Below are 18,736 nucleotides of genomic sequence, written 5' to 3' on the forward strand. Positions count from 1 at the left end.
TCAGCCGGCCCGCCGGCGCTCGCCCCGGTGCGCTGCCCGGCCCCCGCGGGGCGCGACGAGCAGCCGGAGCGCGGCGAGGCCGTCGGGCGTCCCCGGCCAGTGGCGGGCCAGGGCGTCGTCGCCGGCCCGTCGCACCACCGACCGGAGCACGAGGAGGACGGCGATCGCGTCGTCGGCCCACCCGAGCACGGGGACGACGTCGGGCACGAGGTCGACGGGCGAGGCCAGGTAGGCCAGCAGCAGGACGAGGCGGACGCGCACGCCGCGGGGCAGCGACGGGTCCGCCGCGAGGCGCCGCACGAGCCGGACGACGTCGGGCAGCAGCCGCAGCACCCCGCGCAGGGAGACGGCGTCCGTGCGGGCGCGCCACAGCGCCGCCGCGAGCGCGCCCCAGGCGAGGAGCAGCCCGGCCACCGCGCCGACGAGCGCCCACGCCCACCAGCGGTCCACGAGCGCATCCTGCCGCGCCTCCCGAGCCGGAGCCGTCCACGAGCGTGACCGTGCACGGTCACGCTCGTGGACGGCTCGTGGTCGACGACGCGCCGCGACCGACTACTCACTCAGTACAGGTACGTGGTGCATCCTGGGACGCGTGTCCATGGTGGAGCTGCACCTCGCCCTGCTGCTGGCGGGCCCGGCGCACGGCTACGAGGTGAAGAAGGCGCACGACGCCTGGTTCCCCGACGCGCGCCCCCTGGCCTTCGGGCAGGTGTACGCGACGCTCGGGCGGATGGTGCGCGACGGCCTCGTCGAGGTCGTCGAGACCCGCAGCGACGGCGGCCCGGAGCGCACCGTCTACGCCGTCACGGCGACGGGCCGCGAGCGGCTCGACCGGTGGCTCGAGGAGCCCGCTGCGCCGGCGGGCACGGGGCCGGAGGACGTGGTCCGCAAGGCCGTCGTCGCCCTGCGGGCCCCCGTGGGGGCGCGGACGGCGCAGGACGTGCTGGCGCGCCAGCGCACGCACCACCTGCGGCGCATGCGCGAGCTCTCCGAGCCGGGCGGTGACGACGTCGCGCTGCGCCTGGCCCGGCGGCACGCCCTCCTGCACCTCGACGCCGACCTGCGCTGGCTCGACGAGGCGGCCGCCGCCCTCGCTCCGGGCGGGTCGACGGCCGCTGGAACGGCCGGTGGCCCGACGCCGGCGACCCCGACGACCCCGGAGGCGCCCCGATGAGCCAGCCCGCCGACCGCCAGCCCGGCGCGACCCCGCCCGGCGCCGCACCGCCCACCGGCGACGGGCCGCTCGTGGCGCTCGACGCCGTCGCGCACGCCTACGCCCGCACGCCGGCGCTGCGCGGGGTGTCCCTCGCCGTCGCACCCGGCGAGGTCGTCGCGCTCACGGGGCCGAGCGGCGGCGGGAAGTCCACGCTGCTGCACGTCGCGGCGGGGCTGCTGGCGCCCCAGGCGGGGCGCGTGCGGCTGCTGGGCCAGGACCTCGCGGGCCTCGGCGAGGCGCCGCGCGCGGCCCTGCGGCGCCGGGGCGTGGGCATCGTGCTGCAGTACGGCCAGCTCGTGCCCGACCTGCCCCTCGTCGACGACGTGGCGCTGCCGCTGCTCCTCGAGGGCTCGGCGCTGGAGCCGGCGCGCACGGCCGCGCGCGAGGCCCTCGCCCTCGTCGGGCTCGAGGGGCTCGGCGACGCCGTCCCGGCCGGGCTCTCGGGCGGCCAGGCGCAGCGGGCCGCCGTCGCGCGGGCGCTGGTGGCGCAGCCGCGGCTGGTGCTCGCCGACGAGCCCGTGGCGAGCCTCGACCCGGAGGGCGGGCGGCAGGTGCTCGACCTGCTCGTCACCGTCGCCCGCCGCGGGGGCGGGCTGCTGCTCGTCACCCACGACAACGCCGTCGCGGCGCGCGCCGACCGCGAGGTGCGCCTCGCCGGCGGCGTCGTCGCGCACGAGGCGGTGCTGCGGTGAGCCCGGGAAGGACGGGGACGACGGCGACGACCGGGACGGGCCGGGCGGCTGACGGGGAGGCGCGGCGGTCGGCCCTGCGCGGCGAGGTCGTGCGCGAGCTCGCCCGGGCGCGCACGCCGGTCGACCGGCTGCGGCTCGGCGCCACGGCCGTCGCGGCGGCCGGGCTGGGGGCGGCCGTGCTGGCGGCGGCGTCCGTCGTCGGACTGCCGCCCCCGGGCGCCGAGGTCGTCGTCGACGCGGCGGGCAACAGCTACGTCGTCGAGTCCGTCGACGGGGTGCCGGAGCTCTCGCCCTTCGTCGGCGAGCCGGGCCTGCGCCAGGGGTCGGTGCTCGCGCTGGCGCTGCTGGCCCTGCCCTTCGTCGCGCTGGCGCTGCAGGCCCTGCGCACGGGCAGCCTCGAGCTCGACCGGCGGGCCGCCCTCCTCGTCGTCGCCGGCGCCGGGCCGGCCGACCTGGGGCGGGTGGCGGCGCGCCGGTCGGCGACGGCCTTCGCGCTGGGCGGGCTGCTCGCCGCACCCGCGCACGCCGTCTCGTGGGTGCTGCTGTCCGCGCTGCAGCCGCCGATGGAGCGGCTGCTTCCGGTGCCGCAGTGGTGGTTGGTGCTCGTGTGGCTCGCCCTCGTGCCGGCGCTCGCGGGCGTCGGCGCCCTCCTCGGGCGCCGCGGCGCGGACGTGCGCCCCGACCCGGTCGGCTGGTCGCGCGCCCCGGCGCGGGTGCCCTCGCGGGCGCTCGTCGCCGGCGCGGGTGCCGTCGCCGCGGCGGTCACCACCGGGACGCTGCTGTGGCTCGCCACCGGCGGGGGCGGGGGTGCGGGGCCCGACTGGGCCGTCAGCGCCCTCCTCTTCGTCGTGCTGCTGGCGCTCGCCGTCTGCGTCGCCAGCGCCGTCGCCCGGGCGTCTGCCCGTCCGCTGAGAGGCGCCGCCGCGGATGAGCTCGGGGATGTCGGGGCGTCGGGCGCCGCCGGGGGGCGACGCAGCGCGAGCCTCGCCCGCCGGGTGCGCGGGGACGCCGCGGTGGCGCTCCTCGCCGCTGCGCAGCGCCGCGGGGACCCCCTCGCGACGGGCACGGTCGCGGCCGTCCTCGCCGTCGCCGGGGTAGCCGTCGGCGTCGCCGTCGCCCTCTCCGTCTCGGTCCTGCGCGAGAGCACCTACGACGAGCTCGACGCAGCGTTCTACGTCGGCGGGGCGGCGCTGGCCGTGCGGGTGGCCCTGGCCGGCGGGCTCGTCGCCCTCGTCGCGCTGGCGCTCGCCCTCACGGACCACCTGCTCGTGGCTCGGCGTTCCGTCGCGGCGACGGCGGCGCTGGGGACGGAGCGTCGCCGCCTCGTCGCCGTCCAGGCGCGTGCCCTCTCGGCGACGGCCGTCCCCTCCCTCGGCCTGGGCTGCCTCGCCGGCGGGGTGCTGCTCGGGGCGCCCGTGGCGGCGTCGGACGCGGGAGCCCTCCCCGCGGTGCTCGGCGGCGTCGTCCTCGCGGCCGTGCTGGTGGCCCTGCTCGCCGCGCTCGTCTGCCGGCTCCTCGCCGCGGCGCTGGCCGGGCGCGTGCGGGCGGCGTCCTCCCTCGAGCACCTGCGGACGCCGTGACGCCGCCGACCGTTGTCCACGTGCCCGAGCGGCCCTCGGGGCCGGTGCTCGCCGCCCTCATCCGCGAGGTCCGCGCCGCGAGCGCCACGGGCGCCGTCGTCATCGACGCGAGCGCGGCGGCGGGCTGGCCGCCCGGCCCGCGCCTCGTCCTCGAGCGCCTCGAGGCGGTGGCCCGGCGCAGGGGGACGGGCCGCCCCTCGGGGACCTCCTGAGGGCGGGGACCCGCCGGCGGAGCCGTCCACGGGCGTGACCGTGCACGGTCACGCCCGTGGACGGCTCCGGCTCCGGCTCCGGCTCCGGCTCCGGCTCCGGCTCCGGCTCCGGCTCCGGCTCCGGCTCTGACCTCGACGGGGCGGGCTGCGCCGACGCCCGGCTGTCGGCGGCCGGCAGGAGGATGGCGGCGTGGAGGACGGCACTGGGGCGCTGGTCGGCGCGGTCATCACGGCGTCGGCGGCCGTCCTCGCCGTCGTCGTCGCCCAGCTCGCGACGGCGCGGCGGGAGCGCCGCCAACGCGTCTACGCGCGGGAGCGCGCGGCGCTGCTCGACGCCCAGGACGCCGCGCTCGTCGCCCGCACGGCCCTGCGCGCCGTCGGCACCGCGCTCGAGAGGGCGGCGCGGGAGGTGGCGCCGTCGGCGCACGTCGTCGTCGCCGTGCCGACGGACCTCGAGGCGGCCCGGTCGGAGGCCGAGGGGCGCCTGGACGTGCGGCTCGCGCGGGTCGCCACGCGCGACGTCGTGGACGCGGCGCGCGCCTGGCAGCAGCGCGCCCGCTGGGCCTTCCTCGGCGACGAGGACGTGACGGCGCGCGACGAGGACGACGCGTGGGGCGCGCTCAACGCCGCCGTGGCCGCGGCCCTCGACGACCGGGGCTGGTGGGAGCGCCGCCGCGGGCGGTAGCCGCGAGCGGTGAGCCCGAGCGGAGAGGGCGCGGCCGGCGCCGCGACGTCAGAGCTGCGCGCCGACGTCGCGGTGCACCGCGTCCTCGGCGCACCGCTCGTCGGGCACGCCGAATGGCGTCGGGGAGGGGGGCGGAGCGCCCGCTCAGGCGGTGGCGGGCTGGACGACGACGAGGCGCTCCTGCGCGCCCAGGCGGCGCGCCGCCTCGCGCAGGTGCTCGGCGAAGGCCGCTGGAGCCGCCTCGACCCGCAGCTCGGCCGCCCCGCCGCCGAGGACCCGGCTCACCAGCTGCGCCGCGAAGGACGGGCTCCCGGTGACGAGAGCGCGGCAGTCGAGGCGGACGACCGCACCGGACAGATCGCCCGCGAGGCCGTCGACGAGGGCGTCGGCCATGCCGCGCCCCGCGACCATGCTCGGCAGCTCGATGATCACCGCTCGTCCTCCCGCCGGCGCCGTCGTGCGTCGTCGTCCTGGCTCACCGGTCACGGTACGCGCCCGCCCGCGCCGACGCCCCCGTCGACACCTCGGCCGGCTCCTCCGTGACCCGCTCCGCCCACGCCTCCGCCCGTCCCCGCGTCCGTCCGCCCGGGTGCGCCGCGGACCCCCACGACGGCCTCGACGAGCGTCCCGCCGAAGGGGGAGCGCAGGACGCCGTCGGTGCGGACGGGCCGCCGCGCGCTCGGCGGCCGCGACGTGCGGACGGCCGCCGAGCCCGAGGCGAGGAAGAGCGACCCGCGCAGCCGGCCCACCTCGTGCACGACCGTGACGAGCCCGACGCCGCGGGTCGGGTCGTCGAGGCGGCTCGTGCCGTCGAGCGCCAGGTGCAGGGCGTGCCGGGCCCCGCGGGCGCCGCGCCCGGCGAGCGTGCTCCGCAGCCCGAGGCCGCCGTCGGCGACCGCGAAGCGCACGCAGCCGGCGGCGGGCAGGACCTGCGCCGCGACGTAGCCGGTGGCCTGCGCGTGGTCGGCGACGTTGGCGGCGAGCTCGGCGACGCCCGTGAAGAGCGCCTCGGCCGCCACCGGGTCACCGGGCGCCGTCCGGGCGTGCACGAGCCGGGCGAGCGCCAGCGCGTCGGCCTCGGTGGCGACGGGGCGCACCTCGAGGAGGTCGAGCGCGCGGTCGGCCTCGGGCACGACGTCGCGCAGGTCGTGCTCGACCCCCAGCTCGTCGAGGACGCGGCCCAGGTGCATCCGCGCCGCGTAGCGGCGCTGATCGGGCCGCGAGGGCCCCACGACGCGCAGGCGCGCGCCGGCGCCCGCGTGCCGGGCGGCGAGCGCCGCGACGCCGACGAGGTGCGCCGGGTCCACCCACCGGCAGCCCGAGAGGTCGACGACGTGGACCGAGCGCTCCCGGCAGCAGGTCAGGTGCCCCATGGCGGGCGGGCGCAGCGGAGAGCGGCTCGGCACCCGACCCCCTCCCGCGGGCGCGACACCCGCGCCGACGCCGCGACGCTAGGCGCCGGCACCGACAGCGCCCCGCACCGGCACCCCCCGCCGGGCAGCCCCCCGCCGGGCAGCCCCCCGCCGGGCAGCCCCCGCGGGCAGCCCCCGCGGGCAGGCCCCGCCTGCGCGAGCCCCGACGTCGGCGGCCCCGCCGGTGCCCGCCGTGCCGGACCCCGTGGCCGCTGCCACGCTGGAGCCGTGGACGCCCTCGAGCGCGCCCGCCGCATCCGCGGCGAGGTGCGGCACCCGCGAGACCTCCGCCGGCTCCTGACGACGGGGCGCTGGCCGCGCGGCGAGATGGCGCTCAAGGCGGCGGTCGCCGCCCTCCTGGCGTGGCAGGTGGCGCTGTGGCTGCCCTTCGCGCCCGCCGAGCAGTACCCCTACTACGCGCCGCTCGGCGCCGTCGTGGCGGCCTACCCCAGCGTGCGCTCCTCCACGGTGGAGTCGCTCTACAGCGTCGCCGCGATCATCGCGGGCGCCGCGCTCGCCGTCATCATCGAGGCGCTCATCCCGGCCCAGGTCCTGCTCGTCCCGGCCGTGGTCGGCGTGGGCATCGTCGTGGCGGGGCTGCCCGTCTTCGGGTCGGCGCGCTCGTGGGTGCCCATCGTCGCGCTGTTCACGCTCGTCATCGGGGCGACGGAGCCCCTCACCTACGCGCTCGCCTACACGGGGCTGACCCTCCTCGGCGCCACGCTCGCCGTGCTCCTCAACCTCCTGCTCCCGACGGTGCCGCTGGCCCAGAGCAGCTGGGCCATCGCCCAGCTCGCGACAACCCTGGCCGACCAGCTCGACGACCTCGCGGACGGCCTGGAGTCCGACGACCCGCCGACGAGCTCGCAGTGGCGCGACCGCGCCCGGTCGATCGACCCCGTCCTGCAGTCGGTCCGCGCCAGCGGCCTCGACGTGCGCCGCTCGCTGCGCGCCAACGCCCGCGCGCGGCGCGAGCGCGGCGTCGTCGACCGCCAGCGCAGCGAGGCGCTCGTCCTCGAGTCGGTCGCCACCCGCACGGCCGACCTCACCGACCTCCTCATCGACGTCCACGCCGAGGGCGAGACGGGCCTCGACGTCGAGGACGAGGTCCGCGAGCCCACCGCGCGGGCGCTGCGTGCCGCCGCCGCGGCCGTCCGCCCCCTGGGCGAGGAGCCCGCGCCCCGCGCCGCCGAGGTCGGGCTGCTGCGCCAGCGCGTCCGCGAGCTGTCGGAGGCGGTGGCCGAGGTCGAGGTGCCCGACCGCCGGGCCCGCGAGGCGACGGGCGCCGTCGTCACCGCGCTGCGCCGGCTCCTCGGCGGCCTCGCGAGCGGCCTCGAGGACCAGGCGGAGCGGGACGCCGAGGCGCAGGAGGCCGTCACCCCGACGTCCTGAGGCGCCGAGAACCCTCGTCCTCCGGGACCTCGCGAGGCTGTCAGCCCTCCAGGTGCTCCGGCAGCCCGAAGACCGCCGGGGTGCGGGTGTCGAGGAAGTTCGTGATCTCCCCGACCCGGCCGTCCCGGCTGCGCAGCACGTGCAGCGCCCAGAAGCGGCGCACGCCGGGTCGCTCCGGGTCCGGCTTGTACTGGGCCAGCGCGGGGGAGCCGTTGGCGTCGACGGGCACGAGCCGGGAGCCGCGGCACCCGCCGCCCGGGCCGACGTGCCACGCGACGACGTCCTCGGGCCCGCGCAGCCACAGCGCGTACGGCGGCATCGACTGCACCACCTCGGCGTGCAGCAGCTGCGCGAGCGCCTCCATGTCGTAGGCCTCGAAGGCGGCGACGTACGCCCGCAGCAGCTCCGCGTGCTCCGGGTCGAGCGCGTCGAGGGGGCTGCCCGGCCGGGGCTCGCGGGCCGCGATGGTGGCCCGCGCGCGCTGCAGGGCGCTGTTGACGGACGCCGTCGTCGTCCCGAGGAGGTCAGCGACCTCCTCGGCGGACCAGCGCAGCACCTCGCGGAGCAGGAGGACGGCGCGCTGGCGCGGCGGCAGGTGCTGCAGGACCGCGACGAAGGCCAGGCGCACCTGCTCGCGGGCGACCGCCACGTCGGCGGGGTCGCCCTCCGGCAGCACGCGGGCCGACGGCGCCGGCGTCAGCCAGACCGACTCCTCCAGCGGCGCGCCGAGGGACGAGGCGACGGGCTCGGACGGCGCCGCGGAGACGTCCACCGGCATCGCCCGCCGCTTCGCGCCGGCGAGCTCGTCGAGGCAGACGTTGGTGGCGATGCGGTACAGCCACGTGCGCAGGCTGGCCCGCCCGTCGAAGCGGTCGAGGCCGCGCCAGGCCCGCACCAGCGTCTGCTGGACGGCGTCCTCGGCGTCGACCGCGGAGCCGAGCATCCGGTAGCAGTGGGCCGTGAGCTCGCGGCGGTGGGCCTCGAGGTCGGCGTGGTCGTGCCGGGGCCGCTCCTGGACGGTCGGGGGCGCGGTCGGCGCCGCCGCCGTGCTCGTGCCGGTCGGCGGTGCGGTCGTCGCCTGCGCGTCCCCCACGGCGCCGGACGGTAGTCCCGCGCGCGCCCGCGCGGTAGGTCCCCGCCGGGACGGCGCCCCCGGCCGTCCTCGCGGGCGAGGCACGCCTCACCCGACGGCGCGAGCGCGACGCGCCGGTCGTGCCGCGCACTGCTCCGTCCGGGGGAACGGGTGCCCCGGGCCCCTTCCAGGGCTGGAGCTGGTGCGGTAGCGGGTGCCACCCTCTTCCCCGTCGGAGGAACCGCCCAGACCGAGGTGGTCCGCTCCGCGCGTGCTCCGGGGGGAGGTGTCGTCGTGGTCCGTCCCGTCGTGCTCCCCGCCGCGCCGGCCGTGCCCGTGCCGCGGGCGCCGGTCGCCGGCGACGAGCTGCCCGCCACGGGGCCGCTGCCCGCGCGGCCCGACCCGGCCTTCGACCGCTTCGCCCGCCTCGTGCGCTCGGGGCTCGAGGTGCCGATCTCGCTCGTGTCCCTCGTCTCCCGCGAGGGCCAGGCCGTGCCGGGCGCCTCGGGGCTGCCGGCCGGCCAGGAGGACGACCGTCGCCACGACCTCCGCCACTCGATCTGCCGCTCGGTCGTCCGCGCCGGCCGGACGGTCGTGCACCCCGACGTCCGGCTCGTGCCCGAGCTCGACGGCGTGCCCGCGCCGGGCCTCGGGATCGTCGCCTACCTCGGCACCCCGCTGCGCGACGTGACCGGCCGGGTCGTCGGGGCCCTGTGCGCCCTGGACACCCGCCCGCGCGACTGGGCGGACGACGAGGTCGCCGTCCTCGAGGAGCTGGCCGCCGCCGCGGCGTCCGAGCTGGCGCTGCGCCAGCTGCTGCAGGAGCGCCGCACGGTCGTCCGCACCCTGCAGGAGGGCCTGACCGACCGCGTCGTCAGCCCTCCGGGGCTCGAGGTGCGCGTGCGGTCGCTCCCGGGCCTGGACGGCGAGCGCGCGGGCGGGGACTGGTGCGACGTCGTCGTCCGCGGCGACCGCGGCGACGCCGGAGCGGGCGCCGCGGGCCCGGTGCTCGTGCTCGGCGACGTCATGGGGCACGACGCTCGGGCGTCCGCCGTCATGGGGCAGCTGCGGGTCATGGCGCGCACCACGGCCTGGTCCTTCCCCGAGGACGGGCCGGCGCAGGTGCTCGGTCGCGTCGACCGCGCCATGGCGGGGCTCGGCGTCGCGAGCATGGCGACGTGCGTCGTCGCCCGCGTCGAGACGGTGCCCGGCACCTGTCCGGGGGCACCGGTCCGGCACCGCCTGCGCTGGACGAGCGCCGGCCACCCGCCCCCGCTCCTCGTGCGCGCCGACGGGTCGGCGGAGCTGCTCGGGCAGCAGCCCGGCGTCCCGCTGGGCGTCGCGCCGGACGTCGAGCGCACCGAGGCGGTCGTCGACCTGCCGCCGGGCGCCACGGTGCTGCTCTACTCCGACGGGCTCGTCGAGCGCCGCGACGCGTGCCTCGGGGCACGGCTGCGGCACCTCGCCCGGGCGGCGGGGCGCCGCGCGGGCGCCCCGCTGGCCGAGCTCGTCGACGCGGTCGTCGCCGAGATGCTCGACGACGACGCCGGGTGCGCCCGCGACGACGTCGCGCTCCTCGCCGTCCGCGCGCGCTGACCGACCGCGAGCACCCCGGCGCCGGTCCGGTCCCGCTCCTCCGCGACCGCTCCTCCGCGACCGCTCTGCCGCGACCGCTCTGCCGTCGCGGGCCGTGGCAGGGTGCGGCCGTGCGAGCCCTCTGCGTGGTGGCGGCCGTGGTGCTCGCGACCGCCGCCGTCGTCACCTGCGCGCCGCTCCCGCTGGGGCTCTCGACGACGCCGGGCGTCACGCAGGCGGTGGCCCTGCGCGGGGCGGGTGCCCTGGCGCTGCTCGTCCTCGGGCTCGTCATCGGGCTGGCCGCCGTGGCGCTCCGACGGCGCCGGCGGCCGCTGGTGGCCGGGGCGCTCGCGGTCGTCCTCCTGGCCTGCGCGGCCGGCCACGTCGGCGTCCTCGCCGCGCGCGGGTGGGGCGGAGGGGGAGAGGCGCCGGCGCCCGACCTCGTCGTCGTCGCGCTCAACACCGAGGTCGACGGGGTGGCGCCCGAGGAGCTCGCCGCGCTCGTGGAGGAGACCAGGGCCGACGTCGTCGCCCTGCCCGAGACGTCGGAGGTCGCCGCGGAGGCCATGGCCGCGGCGGTGGAGCGGCGCACGGGCTCGGGCTTCGCCGTGCTCGCCGAGCAGGTCGACGACCGGCCGATCGCGGCCACGAGCCTGCTCGTGCACGAGCGCCTGGGCCCGCACGAGCGCGCCGACGCTCCGGCCCTCGACCTCTCCGCCGTCGCCGCGGCGCCGGTCGACGGCGACGGCCCGGTCCTCGTCGCGGTGCACCCGCCGCCGCCGATCCCCGGGGCCTTCCCGCGGGAGCGGTGGGTGGAGCAGGTGGCCACCGCGGCCGCGGCGTGCACCGCCGCGCCGGGCGCCGTCGTCGCGGGGGACCTCAACGCGACGCTCGACCACGCCCCGCTCGCCGACGCCCTCGACGCCGGCCCCTGCGTGGACGCGGCGGCCGCCGCGGGTGCTGCGGCCTGGGGGACCTGGCCCGCGGCGGTGCCCGCCGTGCTCGGCGCGCCCATCGACCACGTGCTCGTCGACGGGCGCGCCTGGCAGCCGCTCTCGGCGCGGGTCGAGCGCGTGGGCGCGACCGACCACCGCGCGCTCGTCGTCGCGCTCGCCCGTCGGGACGGCTAGGTGGCCGGAGCGCCCCTCGATCTCTCGGCGTCGCCGCTCCGGAGTGCACCGCGACGAGAGCTGCGTCTAGCCGACAGCCGGCCAGTCGCTCGTGAGGAACGCCTCGACCGCCCGGTGGCGGAACGAGTAGGGCTTCCCCCGGTCGATGATGCCGCGCACGGTGTCCAACCGCTGGGAGGTGGGACCGGCGGCGGAAGCCGAGGGGAAACCAGCCCGCTCGGCGATGCGCGTCAGCGTCCGATCCGCCGGAGGCAGCTGCGCCATGGCTTCGACGAGCTCGCGCTCGCGCGGCGGCAGCCGCCCGATGATGCGTTCGACGTGAGCGGCCGCCTCGCGCTGCGCGGTCCTCCAACCCGCCCTCACCTGGTCCGCGGTGATGACGGCCTCCTCGCCGGCGTACCAGGCCTGCTGCCCGGCGAGCTGGAACAGGAAGGGTTCGCCGCGACACAGGTCGACGAGCACGGCGACCGCGTCCTGTGTCATGCGGACTGCTGTCATACCTCCCTGCTCGTCGGGTACTTCCCATCCTGGGATGACGAAGTCCTGCAGCGCGAGCACGAGGTCGTCGTCGTCGATCGCCTGGAGCACCGTCGTCGCGAACCGGCGGGCGAAGGTCGCTCCCTTCTGCGCTCCGGCTCGGTCCTCGAACTCCGGCAACCCGGTGAGGTAGACCGCGATCGGGAGCGACTGCTCGATGTGCAGGCCCCCGGGGGCTCGGAAGCTCGTGCGGTGCGTCATGGCGTCGCCGAGCGCGATGAGGAGCTGCGAGAGCGCCCGCTCGTCGGTGATGTTCTGCACCTCGTCGACATGGACCAGGCATGCGACCTTCCTCGCCATGGCCGCCTGACCGATCTCCACGAGCAGCTCGCTGAGCACCACGTGCGGCTCCGGTCCGGTGCGCTCCCGCAGGCTCAGTGAGACGCCGCTGGCGGCGACCGACTCGACGCGGCCGAGCAGGTCCGCGAGGCGCTTCTCCCGCTGGGAGGCCAGTCCTGCGTCCTGTGCGAGGACGAGCAGCGCGCGGGCGACGAGCTTGAGCGGGTCGGACCCGGAGGGCACCCGGATCTGGGGCGTCACCCAGTCGCCTGCCTCCGCAGCTTCTGCCGCGATCCTGCGAACGAGGGCGGACTTGCCCAGGCCGGGTTCGCCGAGGATGGTCCGGCCGCGCTCCGGCAACCCGTGCACCAGCCGAGGCCGCAGGACCGCTCGCCAGTCGACCAGTTGAGCGGTGCGCCCCGCCCACACCCGCGGCACGACGTCGGAACCGGGGTTGAAGGGGTTGTTCACGGGCGATCGCATGAAGATAAAGTTACCGCACGTCGGCTGGCGAGATAAGCTTATGCCCGGGCCGCCTCGGTCCCGCGCCCTGGGCATGCTCGATCTGGCCGGAGGGGGGCGTCGCGGGCGAGAAGTCGTCCGACGCACTGGCGGGCTGGGGGGTGACGGCATGGCGCGTCCGGGACGCCGACACGGTCGACGCTCCGGACAGTGGGACGGCGCCCGCGTCCGACTCAGCCCAGCTCGGCCAGGGCCGCGGCGCGCGCCGCGGCGGGGTCCGGCGCCGCGAGGGCCGCGGACGCCGCCGCCCGGCACCGCTCGGGGGTGGCCGTCTGCAGGCGCGCGCCCACGGCGGGCAGCGCGGCGGCCGCCGCCGACAGCGAGGTGACGCCGAGCCCCACGAGCACGCAGGCGAGCAGCGGGTCGGCGGCGGCCTCGCCGCAGACGCCCACGGGCTTGCCCGCCCGCTGCCCGGCGAGCGCCGTCATGGCCACGAGCGCGAGGACGGCGGGCTGCCAGGGGTCGTTGAGGTCGGCCAGGTCGCTCGAGAGGCGGTCGGCCGCCATGGCGTACTGCGTGAGGTCGTTGGTGCCGATCGACAGGAAGTCGACGTGGTGGAGGAACCGCGCGGCCAGCAGCGCGACCGACGGCACCTCGACCATGACGCCGGGCACGAGCCCGCGGGCGCGCACCGCGGCGGCGAAGCCCTTGGCCTCGGCCTCCGTGGCGACCATCGGCGCCATCACCCAGGGCCGCAGGCCCGTGCGCTCGGCGGCCAGGGCGACGGCGTCGAGCTGGCGCTCGAGCAGCCCCGGGTCGCGGCGCACGACCCGCAGCCCGCGGACGCCGAGCGACGGGTTCTCCTCGTGCTCCGGCGTCGCGTAGGCGATGGGCTTGTCGGACCCGGCGTCGAGGGTGCGCAGGACGAGCTTGACGTCGACCAGCCCGTCGTCGCCCGAGCCGGCCGCCGCTCGGGCCCGCTCGGCGAACGGCGCGAGCACCTCGGCGTAGACGGCGGCCTGCGCCTCGACGTCCGGCTCGACCGCGGTGCCGAGGAAGCACAGCTCGGTGCGGAAGAGGCCGACGCCCTCGGCGGGGCCGGCGGCGGCGGCGCGGGCGGCGGGGCCGTCGGCCACGTTGGCCAGCAGCGGGAACGGCGTGCCGTCGCCGAGGCGGCCCGGGCCCCGCCAGGCGGCCGCGGCGGCGCGGGCCGCGCGGTCGGCCTCGACGCGGCCCGCGGCGTGCTCTAGGTCGGGGTCGACCTGCACGGTGCCGGTGGTGCCGTCCACGAGCACCATGTCGCCCTCGGCGAGGGCCTGCGCGCCCTCGACGGCGACGACGCAGGGGATGCCCAGCTGCCGGGCGATGATCGCCGTGTGGCCCGTCGGGCCGCCGCCGCGCGTCACGAGCGCGCGCACGCGCAGCGGGTCGAGGCCGGCCGTGTCGGCGGGGGCGAGGTCCTCGGCCACGAGGACGCTGGCCACGTCGGGCCGGGGGACGCCGGGCTGCGGCTGGCCCGTGAGGTCGGCGACGACGCGGTCGCGCACGTCGTGCAGGTCGGTGACGCGGTCGGCCATGAGGCCGCCCATGGCCGCGAACATCCGCGCGAACTTCTCGGCCGCGCCGGTGACGGCGACGTCGGCGGCAGCACCGGCCCGCGTGCGCTTGCGCACCTCGCCGAGGAAGCCGCGGTCGGCGGCCAGCTGGGCCGTCGCCTGGAGCACGGCGGCGGCGTCCCCCTCCGTGGCCTCCGCGCGGACCCGCAGGCGCTCGGCGACGGCGGCCGCCGACGCCCGGGCGCGCTCGAGCTCGGCGTCGCGCGCGTCCTCGGGGACGACGCCGGCGCCGCCGTCGGCCGGCACCTCCGGCAGCGCCGGGCGCGGCGCGGGGCGCACGACCGGGCCGACGGCGACGCCCGGGACCACGGGCGTGCCCCGCAGCGGTGCGCTCGTCCCGGCCGCGCCGGCCCCCGGCTCGGCGGACCGGTCGGCGGCGGGGTCGGCGAGGGCGCCGGCGCGCCCGGCCGGCGAGCCGTGGCCGGAGGGCTGCGGGGTGGTGGTCGAGGTCACGTGGGGCTCCCGTCGTCGTCGACGGAGCGGGTGGGGACCCGCGCCGGTGGGGATCGTGGCGCGGTGCCCGGCGGAGCGCCCGACCGGGCGTCCGCCGGTCCGGCCGGCTCCTCGGGACGCTAGGCACGACCCCTTGACATGTCAAGGCAACCGGGCGTAGAACCAACCAACGCAACATCGGAACCACACGAAGCCACATCCGCCCGGTCGCGCCTCCCGCGGGCCGCCCGGGCCGACTCACGAGGGAGTGAGCCGTGTACCCACCTGAGCGCCAGGCGGCCATCGCCGCCCGCGTGGCCCGCGAGTCCCGCGTCTCCGTCACCGACCTCGCCCTCGAGCACGCCGTCACCACCGAGACCGTGCGTCGCGACCTCGCCGTCCTCGAGCGCGGCGGCGCCCTCCGGCGCGTGCACGGCGGCGCCGTCGCGCCCTCGGCGCTCGCGGCGCCGGAGACCCGCGTCGAGGAGCGCGATCGCGTGGCCCCCGAGGCGAAGGACCGCATCGCGGCCGCCGCGCTCGCGCAGCTGCCGCCCGGCACGTCGAGCGTCGCCCTCGACGCCGGCTCGACGACGGGCCGCCTCGCCGGCCTGCTCGCCACGTCGACGGGCGCGCTCGTCGAGGGCAGCTCGCTCGTCGTCGTCACCCACGCCGTGCACCTGGCCGCCCGCCTCGTCGGCGTCCCCGGGGTGGAGCTGCACCTCGTCGGGGGCCGGGTCCGGCCGATGACCGAGGCGGCCGTGGGCGCCGACACGGTGCGGGCCCTGGAGGACCTGCGCGTCGACGTCACCGTCCTCGGCGCCAACGGCTTCTCGGCCGAGGCGGGCTTCACGACGCCGGACGCCGAGGAGGCCGCCGTCAAGCGCGCGCTCGTGCGGGCCGCGCGCCGGGTCGTCGTCCTCGCGGACGCCACCAAGGCCGGCCGCCAGGACCTGCACCGCTTCGCCCGCCTCGAGGAGGTCGACGTGCTCGTGACGGACGCGGCCCCCGCCGCGTCCGGCGGGGAGATCGCCGCCCTCGGGGCCGCCGGCGTCGACGTGGTGACGGCGTGAGCGCCCCCACGCCCGCGACCGCCGCGGGCGCGGTCGAGGTCGTCACCCTCACCGCCGCACCCAGCCTCGACCGCACGGTCGAGGTCGGCGGGCCGCTGCGCCGCGGCGCCGTGCAGCGCGCCACCGGCTCCGTCGTGGAGCCGGGCGGCAAGGGCGTCAACGTGGCGCGCGTGCTCGCGGCGGCCGGCCGCGGCGTCGTCGCGGTGCTCCCCGCGGACGCCGGCGACCCGCTGCTCGCGGCGCTCGCCGACGCCGGCCTGCCCGCCCGCCCGACGCCCGCCGGCGGGCCCGTGCGCACGAACACCGCCGTCACTGAGCCGGACGGGACGACGACGAAGGTCAACGAGGCCGGCCCCGAGCTCACCGCCGCCCGTGGCGCGGCGCTGCGCGAGGCCGTCCTCGACGCCGCCGAGGGGTCCCGCTGGGCCGTCCTGTCCGGCTCGCTGCCCCCGGGCGCCCCGGCCTCGCTCTACGCCGACCTCGTGGCGCCGCTGCGGGCGCGGGGCTGCGCCGTCGCCGTCGACACCTCCGGGCCCGCGCTGGCGGCGCTGCTGGGGCCGGGGGCCGACCCGGCGACCGCGCCCGACGTCGTCAAGCCCAACGGCGAGGAGCTCGGCGAGCTCGTCGGTGAGGACGGCGACGCCCTCGAGGCCGACCCCCGCTCCGCCGCGCGCGCGGCCCGCGCCCTTGTCGCCCGCGGGGTCGGCGCCGTCCTCGTGACCCTCGGCGCCCGCGGCGCCGTCCTCGTCACGGCCGAGGGCGCGTGGAGCGCGCTGCCGCCGCCGGTCGCGCCGCGCAGCACCGTCGGCGCGGGCGACTCCGCGCTCGCGGGCTACGTCCTCGCCGACCTGCGCGGCCTCGGGGCGGCTGAGCGCCTGCGCCTCGCCGTCGCCCACGGCTCCGCCGCCGCGGCGCTGCCCGGCTCGGCGCTGCCGCGGCCCGAGCAGGTGCGCGCCGACCTCGTCGAGGTCGCGCCGCTGGACCTCGAGCCCCTCCACCTCGACCCGGTGCCCGCCGGGCCGTCCTGACCCGCCCCTGCCTCACCACCCCGACCAGCACCTCACCGAGCACCAGCCCCGCACCACGTCGCGCACCGCCCGTCCCCCCGCACCGTCACCGACGACGACCCGAGAGGCACCGATGAGCCACAGCACCGCAGAGACCAGCGCAGCGAGCGCGTCCAGGGGCGAGGACCTCCTCGTCCCCGCCCTCGTCGCGCTCGACGCCGACCTCGGCGCCACGAGCGAGGACGTCGTCCGCCGCCTCGCGGCCATGGTCGGCGACGCCGGCCGCACCGCCGACGCCGACGGCACCGAGGACCTCGCCCGGGCGGCCCTCGCCCGCGAGGCCTCGTCGCCGACGGGCCTGCCCAACGGCATCGCCATCCCGCACGCCCGCACGGCCGGGGTGGTCCGGGCGTCGCTGGCCTTCGCCCGCCTCGAGCGGGAGGTCGACTTCGGCGCCCCCGACGGGCCCGCCGACCTCGTCTTCCTCATCGCCGCGCCCGAGGGCGCCGGCAGCCAGCACCTCAAGCTGCTGAGCAAGCTCGCCCGCGCGCTCGTGCGGCCGGCCTTCACGGCGTCGCTGCGCGAGGCGTCGTCCGCGGAGGACGTCGTGCGCCTCGTCGACGAGGTGCTGGCCCCGGCCCAGCCGAAGGCCCCGGCCGCCCCGGCGGCGGGCGCGGGCACCGCCGACGGCGTCGCGGCCCCCGCAGGCGCGTCCGGTGCCGTGGCCGCCGACGCCCCCGCGACCGTCGACCAGGAGGCGCCCGTCGCGTCCGCCACCGGCGCCCGCCGCATCGTCGCCGTCACGGCCTGCCCCACGGGCATCGCCCACACCTACATGGCCGCCGACTCCCTCGTCGCCGCCGGCGAGCGCGCGGGCGTGGAGGTCGTCGTCGAGACGCAAGGCTCCTCGGGCGCGACGCCGCTGCCCGCCGACGTCATCGCCGGGGCAAGTGCCGTCATCTTCGCCGTCGACGTCGGCGTGCGGGAGCGCGGCCGCTTCGCCGGCAAGCCGCTCGTCTCCTCCGGCGTCAAGCGCGCCATCAACGAGCCCGACGCGATGGTGGCCGAGGCGCTGCGCGCCGTCGACGACCCCCGCGCCGAGCGGGTCGCCGGGGACGGCGGGGCGGGCGCGGCCGCGGCCGGCGCCGGGGCGCGCTCGGGCGGTGCGGGCTTCGGCGGCGAGCTGCGCCGCTGGCTGCTCACCGGCGTCAGCTACATGATCCCCTTCGTCGCGGCGGGCGGCCTGCTCATCGCGCTGGGCTTCCTGCTGGGCGGCTACGAGATCGTCAACGCGGCACCCGGCGACCCGGACGGCCGCGCGCTCAACACGCTCATCGTCCAGGACTTCAGCCTCACCGACCTGCCCGACGGCGGTCTGCTGCAGTACCTCGGTGCGGTCCTGTCCTCCCTCGGCCAGCTGGCCTTCGGCCTCCTCGTGCCGGCGCTCGCGGGGTACATCGCCTACGCGATGGCGGACCGGCCGGGCATCGCGCCCGGCTTCGTCGCCGGCCTCGTCGCCGGCGCCACGGGCGCCGGCTTCATCGGCGGCCTCGTCGGCGGTCTGCTCGCCGGTGCCGTCGCCCTCGCGATCAGCAAGATCTCCGTCCCGCAGTGGGCGCGCGGCCTCATGCCGGTCGTCATCATCCCGCTCTTCGCGACGCTCATCACGGGCTTCCTCATGTTCGCCCTGCTCGCGCGTCCGCTGGCCGCGGTGACGACGGGTCTGGCCGACTTCCTCAACGGCCTCTCGGGCGGCTCCGCCGTCCTGCTCGGGATCGTCCTCGGCCTGATGATGGCCTTCGACATGGGCGGGCCCCTCAACAAGACCGCCTACGCCTTCGCCGCCGCGGGCCTGGGGGCGGCCACGGCCACCGACACCGCGCCGCTGACGATCATGGCGGCCGTCATGGCGGCGGGCATGGTGCCGCCGCTGGCGCTCGCGCTGGCCACCGTCGTCCGCCGGAAGCTCTTCACGGCGCCCGAGCGGGAGAACGGCAAGGCCGCGTGGCTCCTCGGCGCCGCCTTCATCACCGAGGGGGCCATCCCCTTCGCGGCGGCCGACCCGCTGCGCGTCATCCCCTCGATCATGCTCGGCTCGGCCACGACCGGGGCCATCGTCATGGCGACGGGCGTCCAGCTGCGCGCCCCCCACGGCGGGATCTTCGTCTTCTTCGCCATCGACGGGGTCGTCGCCTTCGTCCTCGCGATCCTCGCGGGCATGGTCGTCAGCGCCGTCGCCGTCATCGTGGCCAAGAGCCTCGGCCGCTCGAAGGCCGACCTCGTCGCCGCCTGAGGAAGCACCACCAGACCCCTCCCGGCCCGGCCGCGCGGCACGCCGTCCGGGCCGGGAGGATCACGCCCCACCGC

General features: G+C 78.9%; 17 protein-coding genes. 11 read left to right on the plus strand and 6 right to left on the minus strand.

Going from position 1 to position 18,736, the window contains the following annotated elements; all coding sequences use genetic code 11:
- The gene (locus Q0789_RS06710; RefSeq protein WP_298803418.1) at nucleotides 1-450 is read right to left on the minus strand and encodes a DUF1232 domain-containing protein; all 450 of its coding nucleotides are present in this window, start codon (nucleotides 448-450) and stop codon (nucleotides 1-3) included.
- A 148-nt stretch (nucleotides 451-598) separates the two neighbouring features.
- On the opposite strand from Q0789_RS06710, the gene Q0789_RS06715 reads away from it, so the two are divergent.
- From Q0789_RS06715 to Q0789_RS06735, 5 genes are all read left to right on the plus strand, one after another.
- Nucleotides 599-1,174 (plus strand): PadR family transcriptional regulator, encoded by a 576-nt coding sequence (locus Q0789_RS06715; RefSeq protein WP_298803750.1) that lies wholly within the window; start codon nucleotides 599-601, stop codon nucleotides 1,172-1,174.
- Complete coding sequence (locus Q0789_RS06720) at nucleotides 1,171-1,908, plus strand: ABC transporter ATP-binding protein (protein ID WP_298803420.1); 738 nt, start codon at nucleotides 1,171-1,173, stop codon at nucleotides 1,906-1,908. The genes Q0789_RS06715 and Q0789_RS06720 overlap by 4 nt, the downstream gene beginning before the upstream one ends.
- Nucleotides 1,905-3,488, plus strand: a complete 1,584-nt coding sequence (locus tag Q0789_RS06725; RefSeq protein WP_298803422.1) for a hypothetical protein — start codon at nucleotides 1,905-1,907, stop codon at nucleotides 3,486-3,488. Before Q0789_RS06720 ends, Q0789_RS06725 begins: the two co-directional genes overlap by 4 nt.
- Nucleotides 3,489-3,508: 20 nt before the next feature.
- Nucleotides 3,509-3,700 (plus strand): hypothetical protein, encoded by a 192-nt coding sequence (locus Q0789_RS06730; protein ID WP_298803424.1) that lies wholly within the window; start codon nucleotides 3,509-3,511, stop codon nucleotides 3,698-3,700.
- A gap of 190 nt (nucleotides 3,701-3,890) precedes the next feature.
- A complete protein-coding gene (locus Q0789_RS06735) occupies nucleotides 3,891-4,385 on the plus strand; it encodes a hypothetical protein (protein WP_298803426.1) in 495 nt (164 codons plus the stop codon).
- A gap of 144 nt (nucleotides 4,386-4,529) precedes the next feature.
- On the opposite strand, the gene Q0789_RS06740 is transcribed toward Q0789_RS06735, so the two are convergent.
- Entirely contained in the window at nucleotides 4,530-4,817 is a 288-nt protein-coding gene (locus tag Q0789_RS06740) for a hypothetical protein (RefSeq protein ID WP_298803428.1), read from the minus strand.
- 50 nt (nucleotides 4,818-4,867) lie between these two features.
- Entirely contained in the window at nucleotides 4,868-5,791 is a 924-nt protein-coding gene (locus Q0789_RS06745) for a hypothetical protein (protein WP_298803432.1), read from the minus strand.
- Between the two features lie 234 nt (nucleotides 5,792-6,025).
- On the opposite strand from Q0789_RS06745, the gene Q0789_RS06750 reads away from it, so the two are divergent.
- Nucleotides 6,026-7,189: a hypothetical protein gene (locus Q0789_RS06750; RefSeq protein WP_298803434.1), complete on the plus strand. Its 1,164-nt coding sequence runs from the start codon at nucleotides 6,026-6,028 to the stop codon at nucleotides 7,187-7,189.
- A gap of 40 nt (nucleotides 7,190-7,229) precedes the next feature.
- On the opposite strand, the gene Q0789_RS06755 is transcribed toward Q0789_RS06750, so the two are convergent.
- A complete protein-coding gene (locus Q0789_RS06755; RefSeq protein WP_298803437.1) occupies nucleotides 7,230-8,282 on the minus strand; it encodes a sigma-70 family RNA polymerase sigma factor in 1,053 nt (350 codons plus the stop codon).
- A 273-nt stretch (nucleotides 8,283-8,555) separates the two neighbouring features.
- Between Q0789_RS06755 and Q0789_RS06760 the strand changes: the two genes are divergently transcribed.
- Together Q0789_RS06760 and Q0789_RS06765 are read left to right on the plus strand one after the other, a co-directional pair.
- Nucleotides 8,556-9,857, plus strand: coding sequence for a PP2C family protein-serine/threonine phosphatase (locus Q0789_RS06760; RefSeq protein WP_298803439.1), 1,302 nt, complete (start codon nucleotides 8,556-8,558; stop codon nucleotides 9,855-9,857).
- A gap of 110 nt (nucleotides 9,858-9,967) precedes the next feature.
- A complete protein-coding gene (locus Q0789_RS06765) occupies nucleotides 9,968-10,966 on the plus strand; it encodes an endonuclease/exonuclease/phosphatase family protein (RefSeq protein WP_298803441.1) in 999 nt (332 codons plus the stop codon).
- Between the two features lie 66 nt (nucleotides 10,967-11,032).
- Here Q0789_RS06765 and Q0789_RS06770 read toward each other — a convergent pair whose 3' ends face one another.
- Both Q0789_RS06770 and Q0789_RS06775 read right to left on the minus strand, forming a co-directional pair.
- Nucleotides 11,033-12,265 carry an ATP-binding protein gene (locus tag Q0789_RS06770; protein WP_366917668.1) on the minus strand — a complete coding sequence of 411 codons (1,233 nt, stop codon included), beginning with the start codon at nucleotides 12,263-12,265 and terminating at the stop codon, nucleotides 11,033-11,035.
- Nucleotides 12,266-12,477: 212 nt separating this feature from the next.
- Nucleotides 12,478-14,184 (minus strand): putative PEP-binding protein, encoded by a 1,707-nt coding sequence (locus tag Q0789_RS06775; protein ID WP_366917670.1) that lies wholly within the window; start codon nucleotides 14,182-14,184, stop codon nucleotides 12,478-12,480.
- Between the two features lie 383 nt (nucleotides 14,185-14,567).
- Here Q0789_RS06775 and Q0789_RS06780 point away from each other — a divergent pair, with 383 nt between their 5' ends.
- The 3 genes from Q0789_RS06780 to Q0789_RS06790 all read left to right on the plus strand — a co-directional run bounded on the left by Q0789_RS06780 (nucleotide 14,568) and on the right by Q0789_RS06790 (nucleotide 18,662).
- On the plus strand, nucleotides 14,568-15,362 hold the full coding sequence (locus Q0789_RS06780) for a DeoR/GlpR family DNA-binding transcription regulator (RefSeq protein WP_298803448.1): 795 nt from the start codon (nucleotides 14,568-14,570) through the stop codon (nucleotides 15,360-15,362).
- Complete coding sequence (locus Q0789_RS06785) at nucleotides 15,359-16,390, plus strand: 1-phosphofructokinase family hexose kinase (RefSeq protein ID WP_298803450.1); 1,032 nt, start codon at nucleotides 15,359-15,361, stop codon at nucleotides 16,388-16,390. The genes Q0789_RS06780 and Q0789_RS06785 overlap by 4 nt, the downstream gene beginning before the upstream one ends.
- A gap of 112 nt (nucleotides 16,391-16,502) precedes the next feature.
- Nucleotides 16,503-18,662 carry a fructose-specific PTS transporter subunit EIIC gene (locus Q0789_RS06790; protein ID WP_298803452.1) on the plus strand — a complete coding sequence of 720 codons (2,160 nt, stop codon included), beginning with the start codon at nucleotides 16,503-16,505 and terminating at the stop codon, nucleotides 18,660-18,662.
- The last annotated feature ends 74 nt before the right edge of the window (nucleotides 18,663-18,736 follow it).

Source organism: uncultured Pseudokineococcus sp., from assembly GCF_947499845.1.
Lineage (GTDB): Bacteria > Actinomycetota > Actinomycetes > Actinomycetales > Quadrisphaeraceae > Pseudokineococcus.